Source organism: Spongiibacter thalassae (assembly GCF_012272835.1).
Classification (GTDB): domain Bacteria; phylum Pseudomonadota; class Gammaproteobacteria; order Pseudomonadales; family Spongiibacteraceae; genus Spongiibacter; species Spongiibacter thalassae.
In genome coordinates, this window is sequence record NZ_JAAWWK010000004.1 from 165,121 (window position 1) to 179,604 (window position 14,484).

15 protein-coding genes are annotated in these 14,484 nt (G+C 58.4%); 12 read left to right on the forward strand and 3 right to left on the reverse strand.

Features of this window, described 5'->3' with window-relative positions; translation table 11 throughout:
• Positions 1-63: 63 nt before the first annotated feature.
• Positions 64-606 carry a chalcone isomerase family protein gene (locus HCU74_RS11995; protein ID WP_168450656.1) on the reverse strand — a complete coding sequence of 181 codons (543 nt, stop codon included), beginning with the start codon at positions 604-606 and terminating at the stop codon, positions 64-66.
• Positions 599-1,828, reverse strand: coding sequence for an MFS transporter (locus tag HCU74_RS12000; protein WP_168450657.1), 1,230 nt, complete (start codon positions 1,826-1,828; stop codon positions 599-601). Before HCU74_RS12000 ends, HCU74_RS11995 begins: the two co-directional genes overlap by 8 nt.
• Positions 1,829-2,029: 201 nt before the next feature.
• On the opposite strand from HCU74_RS12000, the gene HCU74_RS12005 reads away from it, so the two are divergent.
• From HCU74_RS12005 to HCU74_RS12015, 3 genes are read left to right on the forward strand one after another with little or no spacing between them, the layout of a single operon-like run.
• A complete protein-coding gene (locus HCU74_RS12005; RefSeq protein ID WP_168450658.1) occupies positions 2,030-3,373 on the forward strand; it encodes an NAD(P)/FAD-dependent oxidoreductase in 1,344 nt (447 codons plus the stop codon).
• Positions 3,370-4,146, forward strand: a complete 777-nt coding sequence (locus HCU74_RS12010; RefSeq protein WP_168450659.1) for a DUF1365 domain-containing protein — start codon at positions 3,370-3,372, stop codon at positions 4,144-4,146. Before HCU74_RS12005 ends, HCU74_RS12010 begins: the two co-directional genes overlap by 4 nt.
• Positions 4,147-4,175: 29 nt before the next feature.
• Positions 4,176-5,414, forward strand: a complete 1,239-nt coding sequence (locus HCU74_RS12015; protein WP_168450660.1) for an SAM-dependent methyltransferase — start codon at positions 4,176-4,178, stop codon at positions 5,412-5,414.
• 43 nt (positions 5,415-5,457) lie between these two features.
• Here the strand turns inward: HCU74_RS12015 and HCU74_RS12020 are convergent, their stop codons facing one another.
• Entirely contained in the window at positions 5,458-6,552 is a 1,095-nt protein-coding gene (locus tag HCU74_RS12020; RefSeq protein WP_168450661.1) for a ketoacyl-ACP synthase III, read from the reverse strand.
• 274 nt (positions 6,553-6,826) lie between these two features.
• Between HCU74_RS12020 and HCU74_RS12025 the strand changes: the two genes are divergently transcribed.
• The 9 genes from HCU74_RS12025 (at position 6,827) to HCU74_RS12065 (ending at position 14,267) form a co-directional block, all read left to right on the forward strand.
• The gene (locus HCU74_RS12025) at positions 6,827-7,405 is read left to right on the forward strand and encodes a TetR/AcrR family transcriptional regulator (RefSeq protein WP_168450662.1); all 579 of its coding nucleotides are present in this window, start codon (positions 6,827-6,829) and stop codon (positions 7,403-7,405) included.
• A 156-nt stretch (positions 7,406-7,561) separates the two neighbouring features.
• Positions 7,562-8,668: an acyl-CoA dehydrogenase family protein gene (locus HCU74_RS12030; RefSeq protein ID WP_168450663.1), complete on the forward strand. Its 1,107-nt coding sequence runs from the start codon at positions 7,562-7,564 to the stop codon at positions 8,666-8,668.
• Between the two features lie 12 nt (positions 8,669-8,680).
• Positions 8,681-9,907, forward strand: a complete 1,227-nt coding sequence (locus tag HCU74_RS12035; RefSeq protein WP_168450664.1) for an acyl-CoA dehydrogenase family protein — start codon at positions 8,681-8,683, stop codon at positions 9,905-9,907.
• Positions 9,908-10,000: 93 nt separating this feature from the next.
• Positions 10,001-10,180, forward strand: a complete 180-nt coding sequence (locus HCU74_RS12040) for a hypothetical protein (protein ID WP_168450665.1) — start codon at positions 10,001-10,003, stop codon at positions 10,178-10,180.
• 179 nt (positions 10,181-10,359) lie between these two features.
• Positions 10,360-10,539 carry a hypothetical protein gene (locus tag HCU74_RS12045; protein ID WP_168450666.1) on the forward strand — a complete coding sequence of 60 codons (180 nt, stop codon included), beginning with the start codon at positions 10,360-10,362 and terminating at the stop codon, positions 10,537-10,539.
• A 41-nt stretch (positions 10,540-10,580) separates the two neighbouring features.
• A complete protein-coding gene (yrfG, locus tag HCU74_RS12050; RefSeq protein ID WP_168450667.1) occupies positions 10,581-11,255 on the forward strand; it encodes a GMP/IMP nucleotidase in 675 nt (224 codons plus the stop codon).
• A complete protein-coding gene (locus HCU74_RS12055; protein WP_168450668.1) occupies positions 11,252-11,659 on the forward strand; it encodes an RNA-binding S4 domain-containing protein in 408 nt (135 codons plus the stop codon). The genes yrfG and HCU74_RS12055 overlap by 4 nt, the downstream gene beginning before the upstream one ends.
• 8 nt (positions 11,660-11,667) lie before the next feature.
• Complete coding sequence (gene hslO / locus HCU74_RS12060; protein WP_168450669.1) at positions 11,668-12,519, forward strand: Hsp33 family molecular chaperone HslO; 852 nt, start codon at positions 11,668-11,670, stop codon at positions 12,517-12,519.
• Positions 12,520-12,716: 197 nt separating this feature from the next.
• Positions 12,717-14,267 carry a phosphoenolpyruvate carboxykinase gene (locus HCU74_RS12065; RefSeq protein WP_168450670.1) on the forward strand — a complete coding sequence of 517 codons (1,551 nt, stop codon included), beginning with the start codon at positions 12,717-12,719 and terminating at the stop codon, positions 14,265-14,267.
• Positions 14,268-14,484: the final 217 nt, after the last annotated feature.

Below are 14,484 nucleotides of genomic sequence, written 5' to 3' on the forward strand. Positions count from 1 at the left end.
GGAATGCTAGCAAATGCACTGATTCAGTTCAGCGAGACTTAAGATTAGTTGGTTATAAGCTTATTACTTTTTGCTCAAGCTCTGCCGCCACGCCTGCAGAAAGGCCTCCCGTTGCGCCTCGCTCACCGCCGCCTCGCCAAGCCACACACTGAGAATCAGTGCCGCAGCTTCCGGCTGGGCAATACGCCCCAGCAATTGAGTATTGTGCACCAGGCTCAAGCCTTCGCCCTGCTGCCAACTGAGCTGGTAGTGGTCACCTTTGCTTACCGGCAAATACCAGTTGGCGAACTCCTCGATCTCTGCCCAGTGGGGCGCCAGGCGTTCCGGCGAAATATTATCCCGCAGTGCATCCAGCGTCATGTCCCGAAAACGCTCCGCTGACACTCCCACGTGGTAGCGAATAATAATGCGCTTGTCGTAGCCGCTGTCGAGTATGTCTCCGCTGTCGGGCAATGGCTGCTCGGGGTTCACCTGCAACTCGGTGTGAACCAGCGTTTTCCACAGCAGCTTGAACTCGTCACTGCCCACTGTACGCCATTCGGCGGAGGCCGCCGTACTCAGCATGAGCAAGCACATCCACCACAGGTATTTTGCTCGCTTAGACATCACCACCATCCTCGTGTCCCAGATAAGCCATTTGCGGCCGCCCCAGTAATGCAAACACCAGCAATTTGAGCACCACCGGCGCCACAATATACGCGGCACAGATCGCCCATTCCGGCGGGGGTGTGCCAACGCCGGTCTGTTGCGTGCCCAACCATAGGTAGGCAACCCCCACCGCCAGCCCCATCGCGGCCTTGTTTAGCATGCTCCACAGGGCAAACAGGCGCGCCGCCACTGCGGTATTTGGCTGCTCTGCCATTAAACGCTGAGCCAGAGTCGTTTGCATGGTTGAGGGAATGGCCTGATCTGCCCCGAGCATCATGCCGGTGCCAATACTGATGGCGATAAACCAGTAGCCATCGCCGTCGCCAAGACCCAGCCCCAGGCTGAACAGCACCGCCGACAGCAACAGACCCAGCCGCCAGCTCCACAATCTGCCGCAACGCCGCGCCACCGCATACCAGATTGGCATGGCCAGAAAGCCGGCAGCGAAATAACTGAGCAGGGCCAGCGGAATCAGCGCCTCTGCGCCGAGTACTTCACGCATGAACAGCACCAGCACCGTGCCGGGTATGGCGTTGGCAAGCATATTGATAAACCACGGCCCGGCGAGGTGGCGCACCCGTGGATCGGCCAGCAGCTGGCGATAACTGCTGGTCAACGCCGAGCGTCCTTTCGGCGCACTGGGCAAGCCCAGTAAACTCAGCAGTAGAAATCCGAGCATACCCGCCAGCGTGACACGCAGGGTGTTCGCGTCAAAGATGCCTGGGGCCAGCATGGCGATGAGCGTACCAAACAGCAGCATGCCCTCGCGGCTACTGTTGTAGGCCAGCCGCTCGTCGCGGTTTTTGCTCAGCAGCACCGGCAAGGCCAACCAGGGAATGGTGATGAAAGACCACGCCAGCATCAGCACCACCAATGCCAGCACCAGAAGTCCACTGTGCCAGGGATGAGGTGCGCCAATAAGCACCGCCGCCGAAGCGACCAGTAGCAGCCAGCCCAGGAGGGGCAGACGGTGCCCGAAACCTCGGTCAGCAATACTGCCCACCGGCAGGTCGGTGGCAATATCCCCCAGCCGGGCGGCAAAGAAGATAGCGCCTATCGCGCCATAGCCATAGCCGCCCTCTTCCGCCAACCACAGCGGCACGTAGATATAGAAGGGCAGCCCGAGTATCGCCAGGGACAAGCCGGGCAGGGCATAACGCAATTGTTGTACGGCGGCCATAAGTCTCCGGTCAGAGTGCAGCGCAGAGCTGCTTGATTATTGGTCTGTACGCAGTTCCGCCGTCAACCGATTGAGCCACACCGCATAAAATCATGCGCCAGGTCTCACCGACAATTTATCGACCCCGACCGCATCTGCATTGTGATCTCAATTATGTAAAACTACGTACATAACCAATAAATCAGACATAGACATAACCGTATGCAGCATAAGCAAAAGATCGCCATTGTCGGCACCGGCATATCAGGCCTGAGCAGTGCCTGGCTGTTGAACCAACACCACGATATCACCGTTTTTGAGAAAGACAGCCGTCTCGGCGGCCACAGCAATACCGTTGATATCAGCACGACGGCAGGCACCATCGCCGTCGATACCGGCTTTATCGTATTCAACGAGGTGTGCTACCCCAATCTGGTTGCCCTGTTCAAACACCTTGGCGTGCCCTACCAGGGGACCGAAATGTCCTTCGGGGTGTCCATTGACGACGGCCGCCTTGAGTACAGCGGTTCTGACTCCATCGCCACCCTGTTTGCCCAAAAGCGTAATATGCTCCGACCCCGCTTCTGGAAAATGCTGATCGACCTGTTGCGCTTTTATCGCAGCAGCGAACACTGGCTGGACACCCTGCCGGAAACCATGACGCTGGGTGAACTCCTGCGCCAGGAGAAATTCGGCCCCGGCTTCTGTGACGACCACCTGCTGCCCATGGGTGCGGCGATCTGGTCAACACCGGTGGATCAAATGCTGGAATACCCCGCCAAGGCCTTTCTGCGCTTCTGCGACAATCACGCCCTGCTCAAGGTTAAAGAGCGTCCCCGGTGGCAAACCGTGATCGGCGGCTCCCAGGAGTATGTGAAACGGATCAGCGCCGACTTCACTGACCGGGTCAAATTGAACTGCGGCGTAGCCATGGTGACACGCCATGCCGACAGTGTTGAAGTTCGCGACGAACAGGGCGAAACCCATTATTTCGACCATATCGTTTTTGCTTGCCACGCTGACCAGACCCTGGCCATGCTCAGCGACGCCAGCAACGAAGAGCAACGTTTGTTGGGCGCATTCCGCTACGAACACAACGAGGCAGTACTGCACCGGGACGAGGCGCTGATGCCTAAAAGGGGCGAGGTGTGGTCGAGCTGGAATTACCTGGCCAACAGCGACGCCCATAGTCGGCGCGTGTCGGTGAGTTACTGGATGAATCTATTACAACACCTGCCCTGTGCCGAGCCGGTGGTGCTGAGTCTCAACCCACTGCGTCCGCCCCGATCCCAGGCTATTTACGGCCAATTCAGCTACCAGCATCCGGTGTTCAATGAACCGGCACTGGCGGCACAAAAGGAGTTGTGGTCCCTCCAGGGCCAGCAACGCAGCTGGTTCTGCGGTAGCTACTTTGGTTACGGATTCCATGAAGATGGAATACAGTCCGGCCTCGCGGTGGCCGAGCAGTTGGGTGAGCGCCCCCGCCCCTGGTCATTGAGCAATGCCAGCGACCGCATCTGCGTCGGTGCGCCGCCAACGCCCTCCCGAGCCAGTGCCGCGGCATGAGCCACAGTGCGATCTACCGCGGCGAAGTGATGCATCATCGCTTTCGCCCGAAGCGGCATCGCTTTATTTACAAGGTAGACAGCTTTTTATTCAATCTCGACACCCTGCAAGAGGAAGGCAGCCAGTTGCGCTGGTTTTCCGTCGATCGGTTTAATCTGTTCAGCTTTTACCACCGCGACTTCGGCAACAGCGACGGCACCACTGGCCGCCAGTATATTGAAGGCGTGCTGACCGAGCAGGGCTGCGACCAACATCCGGCGCGCATTGAGTTACTGTGCTATCCGCGTATTCTCGGCTACACCTTTAATCCGCTGAGCGTCTATTATTGTTACAGCAGCAGCGACGACCTGTTTGCGGTGCTGTATGAGGTCAGTAACACCTTTGGTCAACGCCACAGCTATTTTCTGCCGGTCAAGACCGAACAGCAGCAAGCCGACTATCTCCGCCAGGCCTGCAACAAGGGTTTTTACGTGTCGCCTTTTATTCCAATGGAGGCGCGCTATCACTTTCGCCTGCGGCGACCCGGCGAACAGTTGTTACTGGCGATACGCGAAACCGAAAACCAGCGAGCCCTGCTCCACGCAGTATTTCGCGGCGAGCGTCAGTCACTGAGCGATCGCAGCCTGCTGGGCAGCTTTTGTCGCCTGCCGATGATGACCCTGCGCATTGTGCTGGCGATCCACTGGCAGGCTGCTAAGTTATTTATCAAAGGACTGCGAATTTTGCCCAGACCCGATGAACCGGAACGGCGAATTTCCCGTACTGATCAGTAAATTACGTTACTTGCCGTACAGGGTTCACTATGAAATCAGCCTCACTACCCCTCGACCGCACCGCCCCCTCCGGCTGGTGGGCGAAACGCCAGCAATTGTTGATGGAAAAAGTTCTCGCCCCCCTCGCCCGCGCCCAGCGGGGGGTGCTCAGTGTCACCCTGCCCAATGGCAGTACCATGACACTTGGGCAACACCCCTGCGAATACCTCAACCCCGCCATCACCCTGAATAACTGGAACTGCATTAAAAAGGCCTTTACCGGCGGCGCCATCGGCTGGGGTGAAGCCTTTATGGATGGCGACTGGGAGTGCGCAGATATTGCCGTGCTCGTCGAGTGGATTGCCCGCAATGAGGGCGACTTTGGCGACATGCTGGCCAGTGGCCGCTGGCAACGACTGCTGCAACGCTGGCAGCACCGACGCAACGCCAACAGCAAGCGCGGCAGCCGCCGCAATATCGCCTACCACTACGACCTCGGCAACGACTTCTACCGCCAGTGGCTGGATTCCAGCATGACCTATTCGGCGGCCATCTTTCGCAGCGGCGAAGACAGCCTTGAGCAGGCGCAACACAACAAATACCAGCGGATTATTGACGAGCTGGCGATTGGCGACGGAGACCGGGTGCTGGAAGTCGGCTGTGGCTGGGGCGGATTTGCCGAACAGTTATGCCGACAAGTAGACGCTCGCCTGCACGGTGTCACCCTTTCGCGGGAACAGCTGGACTACGCCAGACAACGCATCGCCAGAGCAGGGCTTGAGGAACACGCGGAATTCCATTTGACCGACTACCGCGACATCGAAGGTCACTACGATTTTATTGTGTCCATCGAGATGCTGGAGGCCGTGGGAGAAGACTACTGGCCGAGCTACTTCTCAACGCTGATGAAGCGCTTGCGCCCCGGTGGCAAGGCCGCCATTCAGGTAATCACCATCGACGAATCCCGGTTTGAGGGCTACCGCCGCGAACCCGACTTTATTCAAACCTATATTTTCCCGGGCGGCATGTTGCCCAGCCCAACCGCCTTCCGCGAACAGGCTGGCAACGCGGGCTTTACAATAGACAGCGAATTCAACTTTGGCCTGGACTACGCCCGCACCCTGGCGGCGTGGGCTGACGCCTTCAATAAACAGTGGCAGGACATTGTGCCACTGGGCTTCGACACGCGCTTTCAGCGAATGTGGCAGTATTATCTGGGCTACTGCGAAGGGGGCTTTCGCGCCGAGTCCATCGACGTCTATCAGTTTGTACTGAGCAAGCCCGCATAATCCCGGGGTCTGTCCCCGGGGACAGACCCCCTGTCCTGCTGGCTTATTTGGCTGCCTTCGCCGCGGCGGCAGCCTGACAGCCCTTGATCCACGGCTCCATGATTTGCAGGGCCGTCAGGTCGCTGGCGGGCAATTCCTTGTCGCTGGTGGCAATCGGCGTCACCCGATCACCCCACTTGATAAGTGCTGCCCCCCAGGTCAGACCGGCGCCAAAGGCCGCCGTCAACAGTGTGTCACCCGGTTTGATCCGCCCCTCATCCAACGCCTCGCACAAGGCAATCGGCACTGTCGCGGCGGACGTATTGCCATACTTCTCAATATTGACCACCACCTTTTCCGGCGGCATTCTCAGCCGCTTGGCCAAAGTGTCAATAATGCGGAGGTTGGCCTGATGGGGTACCATCAAGTCGATGTCCTCGCCCTGAAGGCCGGTTTTTTCCAGCACTTCAGTAATCGCTTGGCCCATCCCGCGAACAGCCCGCTTGAAGATTTCCTGCCCTTCAAAGTTGACGTCAAAATAACCGTCAATGCCGCCGAAGCGCTCCCGCGCCGTACCCGCATCGCGGGCGGTAAGAATGTCACGGGCATCGCCGTCGCAGCCAAGCTTTTCCGCCAGCAGACCGCACTCTTGCTCGCTGGCCTCAAGAATCACCGCCCCGGCACCATCGCCAAACAGCACGGATACGTCGCGAATGCTGTAATCAAGAAAGTAGGGAATGCGGTCAGCGCCAATCACCAGCACTTTTTTCATGGCACCGGAGCGAATCATCGCTGTACCCACACTCAGGCCATAGACAAAACCGGTACAAGCGGCATTCAGGTCGAACACCGCCGCATTTACCGCGCCGATGCTGTCCTGCACGGCGGAACCGGCGTTGGGAATCAGGGTGTCCGGGCAGGCGGTGCCCAGAATCACCAGATCGAGCTCAGCGGCATCCATTCCGGCTGCGGCCAGTGCGCGCTCAGCGGCAAGGCTCGCCAATGCGGCAGTACCCACATGGGAGATTCGCCGTTCCTTGATCCCCGTACGGGTGGAAATCCATTCATCTGAGGTATCCAGGAAGGTCGCCAGGTCCTCATTGGTCAGTATTGCGGGGGGAACGCATTTCCCCCAGCCAGTGATATTCGCGTACAACATGCGTTCGACCCCTTCTTTTAATATAAGCGGCATTATGCCCAGCCAAGTATGCAGTGTCACCATTCCCACGCACCCCGATGCTGGTATTACTTGGGGAAATGAGAGTCGCGGTTTTAATTACGTTTTCGCCAATTTTAAGCACTAATTCACAGATTATACGTACAATCCCTTAGTCAATTTGGCTGTTTTTCAGTCAATTGCAACGGCACAGCATGCTAGCATAGTGACACTTGACTGAGTTGTTAGAGCCGTGTCGGCAAGGTGAGTACGAACTATGAAAACGAATAAGCGCTGGGGACATGGAGCCCGTGTAGACGATCTGGGCAAAGGCAAAAAAATGCTGCTGGAAGCCGCCGTAAGTTGCTTTTCTTCAAAAGGCGTAAAGGCCACCACCATCGAGGACATTGCCAACGTCGCCAACGTGACTCGCCGCACCGTTTACCGCTACTTTAACGGCAAACCCGAGATCGTTGCTGCCCTGGTGAGCATAGACCGGGAAACCATGTTTCAGCAAATGGAAAGCGTTGCCGCCGAATACCGCGACGACTTCCCGCGCTTGCTCGAGGAATGCATCTGGTTTGCCGCCAACTACCGCTCAGAGTGCGAGCAGCAACTCAAGCAGGCCGATAGCCGCCGCACCCAGGAGCTGCTGCCACAGCAGGACAACCCTGAGTCCGAGCAGCTCTGGCGGGGCGTGCTGGAAGGCCCTCTGGCCAGCCACAATCAGCGGCACAACAGCGCACTGAAAATCGAAGACATTGTTCCCCTGGCGGGCCGCCTGTCACTGATTTATCGGCAGCACCCGGTCAGCAAGGACGAGTTCCACGCCAGTATGCGCGCGATGCGCTTCTGAATCACCGCCGTTCATCTTCAAACTCCCCTTCAGCCGCGCCCTTGCGCGGCTGGCCTTTTCCGCCATAAAGCTGGTCTCATATGCCATTGAGACTGCCCCCGCCGCCCACTACCCTGCCTGAAGACCGCAATACTGCCCGTCACAGGATCAGGCCCAATGAATTTCGATTTTTCAGAAGAGCAGCGCACCATACAGGAACAGGCGCGAACCATGCTCGCGAAGGAGTGCCCCGCAACGCGGGTACGCGAGCAACTTAACGACGATGCCACTGGCGACATTGCCCTGTGGAAAAAAATGGTCGAGCTGGGCTGGCCGGCCATCGCCATTGCCGAGGAGCACGGCGGCCTTGGCTTGAGCTACCTCGAACTCTGTGTGATTGCCGAAGAGCTTGGCCGCTCACTCGCTCCCGTGCCTTTTATCGCTTCGGTCTACCTGGGCACCGAACTGATCAAGCTGGCTGCGTCTGCCGACCAGCAGGCCGAGTGGCTGCCGGATCTGGCCACCGGCGAAACCGTGGCGACCGTGGCGCTCGAGCACTATCCGCTCAACCACCGCACTCAGGAGCTCAGTCTGATCGCCCGAGGCGACCGCCTTAATGGCACGGTCAATGCGGTACTGCACGGCACCCTTGCAAACACTCTGATAGCCCTTGTTCAGGATGAGCGCCAGCAGCCCGCGCTCTTCCACGTCGACCTGAACCAGGCCGGTGTCGAGCGTAAGCCGCAAAAATCCCTCGACCCCAGTCTGCCTCTCGCGCAACTGTGCTTGCAAGACGTTTACGGCACTCGGCTACAGGGCGAACCTCCCCTCGATCAGTCACTGTCTACGTTATTAGATCGAGTTGCCGTCTTACTCGGTTTTGAACAGGTCGGCGGCTGTGAGGCCGCCATCGACATGGCCAAGGCCTATACCGCAGGGCGCTATGCCTTTGGACGCCAGGTCGCCTCCTTCCAGGCCATCAAACACAAGGTGGCGGATATGTTTGTCGCCAAGGAGCTGGCCAAATCCAATGCCTATTACGGCGCGTGGGCAATGACCGCCGGCGAACAGGAGCTGCCGCTGGCCGCGGCCACTGCTCGGGTGAGTGCCATCGATGCCTACTATCTATGCAGCAAGGAAAACATTCAGGCCCACGGCGGAATGGGTTTTACCTGGGAGTTTGACTGCCACCTTTACTACCGCCGAGCACAACTGTTATCGACACTGATCGGCGGCAACCCGCGCTGGAAGCAACGCCTGGCCGACAGCCTGCTAATGGCCTGAGAGGAGTACATCATGGATTTTAAAGACAGCCCCGAACAGGCGGAATTTCGTCGCACCGTGCGGCAATGGCTACAACAAAACGCTCGCCCCAAAAACGATGGTGCCCAGCGCAAATCCCAGGGCGAGCTCTACGAAGAGGCCAAACTGTGGTATCAAAAAGTGGCCGATGCGGGCTTTGCCTGCCTGGATTGGCCCAAGGAATACGGCGGCGCCGGACTGAGCCAGCTCCACAAGGTCATCTGGTCACAGGAAGTCAGCGCCTTTGCTGAGCCCGACGGCTACTTCGTGATTGGCATCGGCAACTGCGGCCCGGCCATTATGCACTTTGCCAGCGAAGAGCAGAAACGCGACCTGTTGCCCCGTATGGCCAGCGCCGAAGATGTGTGGTGTCAGATGTTCTCTGAGCCCAGCGCCGGTTCAGATGTCGCCGGCCTGCGCACCAGCGCGGTAAAGCGGGGGGACAAATGGATCATCAACGGCCAGAAAATCTGGACTTCCGGTGCCCAGCACTCCGATTACGGCGTTGTACTGTGCCGCACCGATACCGAAGTGTCGAAGTACCGCGGCCTGACCATGTTCTTTATCGACATGCACCAGCCCGGAGTTGAAGTGCGGCCAATCAAGCAGATGGACGGCGATGCCCATTTCAATGAGGTGTTCTTCAACGACGCAGAAATTCCAGACCATCAGCGCCTGGGAGAGGTCGGCGGCGGCTGGGGGGCAGCCCTGCTGGTGTTAATGAACGAACGTCTGGCGATTTCCGGCGTGCAGCCCGACGGCTTCCCGGAGTTTTTACAGCTGGTCAAAACCCTGCGCCTCGACGGCGAGCCGATCAGCAGTGACCCCTTGGTCAAAGCCTTTCTCGCCGAATGCTACTACCGCCACGCCGGGGTCAAGGCCGCCAGCAACCGAATGCTCACCGCCGTCGCCAAGGGGGGTATGCCCGGCGCCGAAGCCGCACTGGGCAAGCTGGTGGGCGCGGCGATGAATCAGGATATTGCCAACTTTGCACTGCAATTGATGGACGGCGCCGGCGCGGTTATGGAACCCGAGCTAGCCAGGCAGCAGGCCCACTTCCAGAAAACCGTGCTGTTTTCCCCGGGTATCCGTCTTGCCGGCGGCACCGACGAGGTGATGCGCAACATCATTGCCGAGCAGGTGCTGGGTATGCCTCAGGAACCCCGCGCCGACAAAGGCATGGCTTTCAAAGACATCCCCTCCGGCAACCAGCACCCATAACAGACGCGCACATACGGGAAAACCCCTATAGGCTGCCCCCGCTCCCGGCGATATAAATGTGATACGTATCACAAAAATCGCCAGGATTGGCCTATGTCTGAGTCTACGAACAGCATTTTCGGCGTTAGACGCGCAGACGCTCACCACCTCATTGAGCATGGAAACAAGCGCAAGGAATGGTGGCTGAACGTGGGTTATGCGGAAGAAATTGAGCTTCGCGACCTGGACCGCTATCTTCGCGTGCGCCGACATTCGACCGCCCTGCACAAATAACACAAGGGCCTGCTAACACTCATTACAACGCCGCTGATAAGGCAACAACACACAACTTTTGGCGGTAGTTCACATTTTCCAGCCGCATCCGCTGTAATAGGGGGATTTCCCTATTCTGACGCAACGTCGGACTCATTACTGTTGGTACCAGTCCTGACAGTTAAAGAGGAAATCAGCCAATGTTGGAAACATCTGCAAACAAGCCATCTATTTTTAACCACACTCGCCGCACCTCTCGGCCTATCGACCAATACCGTTCGAATCGCACCGAGTGGTGGTTAAATGTAAACTACGCGGAACTTATCGAAATGAAAGACGCTGTGGCCATCCAAAACCTGCGCGCACACGCCAACGGCTGAGGCCCGCCGTCGCGTGCCGCACCGCGATACGCAAAGGACCTATGATTAACTGGAGCACCATCGACACCGTACTGTTAGATATGGACGGCACCCTTCTGGACCTCCATTTTGACAATTTCTTCTGGACCAGCCACCTGCCAAAGCGCTTCACCGACATTCACGGCGGCGAATTGGCGCACGTCAAAGGCCGGTTGATTGACCGGATTATGTCCGAGCGCGGTTCCCTCAACTGGTACTGCATGGACTACTGGTCGCAGCAGCTGGACGTCAACATCACCGCGCTCAGCGTGGAAGTCGCCGACAAAATACGCATGCTCCCCACTACCGCGCGCTTTCTCGACGCACTGAAGGCCAGTGGACGAGACATCTGGCTTGTCACCAACTCCCATCAGGATGGTCTGCGCATCAAGCTCGAAAAAACCGGGCTGAATACATGGATGCACCGCATTATCAGCTCTCACGAACTCTCGCTGCCCAAGGAAGACCGCGGCTTCTGGCCCGCCCTGCACCGGCACTGGCCGTTTGACCCGGCAAAAAGCCTGCTGATTGACGACACCGCCACGGTACTGGACGCCGCTGCCGACTTCGGCGTCGGCCAGTTGCTAACAATCACTCGGCCCGACAGCCAATCGCCGCCGCGGCCCAATCTCAGCTATCCCGCACTTAACAGCTTCGACGATATCATGCCCATCCCCCAGCGGACGCCACGGCAATGACTACGCAAAACACACCGCGCCCACGAATACGCCTGGATAAATGGCTGTGGGCCGCCCGTTTTTATAAAACACGCAGTCTGGCAAAACAGGCCATCGAGGGCGGCAAAGTGCAGTACAATGGCGCCCGCTGCAAGGTTAGCAAGGAAGTGGAAACCGGTGCCACGCTCACCCTGCGCACCGGCTGGGACGAGCGAGAGATCGAAATTCTCGCCCTCTCCGATCAGCGACGTGGCGCACCTGAGGCCGCCATGCTGTACCGGGAAACCCCCGACAGTATCGCCCAGCGGGAAAAACGCGCCGCAGAACGCAAGGCCCTCGGCCCCAACGCCGGCATATTCGGCGGCGAGCGCCCCACCAAAAAGCAGCGCCGACAGATCCACCAGTTCCGCGAGAAACAGGACTAAACCCGATTATGAGTGATGAGCTACGCCGTTTTATCTTTGAGGGCAGCAATGTTCGCGGCGAACACCTGCGCCTGGTCTCCAGCTACCGGGACATTCTCGACCACCACCACTACCCGCCTGCGGTTGCCAATCTGCTGGGCGAGTTTTTGCTGGCGGCGGCGCTGCTGAGCGTCACCATCAAATTCCGCGGTACGCTGATCCTCCAGGTGCGGGGCGATGGCGAGATTCCGCTGATAATGGCCGAGGCCAACTCCGAGCTGCAAATTCGCGGCATCGCCCGCGGCGCGGGCCAGGCAATGTCTGAAGACTTTAAAACACTGTTAGGCAAAGGCCAGCTGGCCATTACCATCGACCCGGAAAACGGCCACCGTTACCAGGGCATCGTCACCCTCGACGGCGACAGCCTGGCCCAGTGCATCGAGAATTACTTTGCCCAGAGCGAACAGCTGGCCACCCGCCTGTGGCTACACGCCGACGGCACCCACGCTGCAGGCCTGCTGTTACAGGAGCTGCCGGAGCAGGCTTCGTACAGCGACGACTGGCAGCACATCAGCACCCTGACCGATACTGTGCGCCGGGACGAACTACTCGGCCTGCCCGCGGATGAGCTGCTTTACCGGCTTTACCACCAGGAAGAGGTAAGAGTATTCGACCCGGCAGTGGTCACCTTTCACTGCAGTTGCAGCCCCCAGCGCATGGAAGCGGCGCTGATTTCACTGGGCCGCGCCGAGCTGGAAAGCATCCTGGCCGAACAGGGTCAAATCGACAGCAACTGTGAATATTGCCATCGCGAATATCACTACTCCGCCGATCAAATTCAGCAACTTCTTGGCGACGGCGACCACGCCACCCGCCATTGAGTGAAAAAAAACCACAATCATTCGCAATCAGCTCGGATCGGGGTTAGCGCCGCCACGGGTTTTTTGTAATAATAGCCGGCTTTCGGCACCCCCGCTTGCGCTGGAGTGCCCCAATTTCAGACCTCCCGCGGGGGTTCCGGGTACAAGCCTGGGGCTCCAAATACTGTCCGAACGGACAAGGTGACAGGAACCCGAGAATGAGCGCAGAAACCACGATTTACAATGATTTAACCCCCGCCCAGTTTATCGAGCAGGCACTGGCCCGCGGCGAAGGCCAGCTCGCCGACAACGGCGCTCTGGTTGTCACCACCGGCAAGCGCACTGGCCGCTCTCCCGGCGACCGTTTTATTGTGCAAGAGCCATCAACCGCCGACTCAATCGAGTGGGGCAGCGTAAACCGCCCCTTCGACGCCGCCAAATTTGACGCGCTGTGGGCTCGGGTAGAAGACTACCTGGCCGATCATGACTCCTTTGTTTCTCACCTTCATGTCGGTGCCCACGAAGATCACTACATCCCTGTTGTCGTTAACACCCAAACCGCATGGCAGGGTCTGTTCGGCCGCAATATGTTTGTGCGCCCGGCGAAGTACAACCCCAAGGCCAAGGAAGAGTGGACCATTCTCAACTGCGCCGGTTTCGTATGTGACCCCGAGCGCGATGGCACCAACTCCGACGGCATTGTGGTAATCAACTTTGCCCAGCGCAAGGTACTCCTGGCCGGGATGCGCTACGCGGGTGAAATGAAAAAAGCCATGTTCTCCGTGCAGAACTTCCTGCTGCCAGAGAAAGACGTGATGCCAATGCACTGCTCGGCCAACGTCGATGAAAGCGGCAACACTACTCTGTTCTTCGGCCTGTCCGGCACCGGTAAAACCACCCTCTCAGCTGACCCCAGCTGCTACCTGATCGGCGACGACGAGCACGGCTGGGCGAAGGGCTCCGTATTCAACATCGAAGGCGGCTGCTACGCAAAAACCATCAACCTCAGCCAGAAAAACGAACCTATTATCTGGGACGCGATTCGCTTTGGTGCGATTGTTGAAAACGTGGTTATCGACCAGGCCACTCGCACTGCCGACTACGACGACACCACGCTGACCGAGAACGGTCGCTGCTGCTACCCCCTTGAAAACGTTGAAAAGCGCGTCATCGAAAACGCAGCGGGCGAGCCCAAAACCGTTATCTTCCTGACCTGCGATGTTTCCGGTGTACTGCCACCTGTGTCCATCCTGTCCAAGGAAGCGGCGGCCTTCCATTTCCTCAGCGGCTATACCGCTCGGGTCGGCTCTACGGAACTGGGCGCGGAAGCGGGTATTCACCCGACTTTCTCCACCTGTTTCGGCGCACCCTTTATGCCCCGTCCCGCTGGCGAGTACGCCGAACTGCTGATGAAGCGTATCGAAGACTTCGACTCACAGGTTTACCTCATCAACACCGGCTGGACTGGTGGCTCAGGCGCTGCCGGCGGCACCGGCTCACGCTTCCCCATTCCGGTAACCCGCGCCGTCGTTGCAGCAGCCCAGAGCGGTGCACTGGTCGGTGCTGAAACCGAGCAGCTGGACATTCTCAACCTGACCATTCCCAAGGCCATCCCCGGCGTTGATGAAAAATACATCAACCCGCGCAAAGCCTGGGGCGATGAAGCCGCCTACGACCAGGAAGCCGCCAAGCTGGCTCGCCTGTTCCAGGAAAACATCAAAAAGTTTGATGTAGCCGAAGGCATTATTGCGGCAGGCCCCAAAGGCTGATCGCAACCGTACCGACAGCGCTTCGATAAACCGAGGCGCCCACCCTGAGAAACCCGCCCTTCGGCGGGTTTTTTGTGCCCGCCCTCCCGCCAAACCGGTAATTTTACGCTTTCACTACCACCACACCCTTCGCGGCGGGGTTTTAGTATGCCATTTCTAATTTTTATCACTAATCTGAACCCAACTTGAAAAAGCCGCTCGGCAAGTTCACGACACG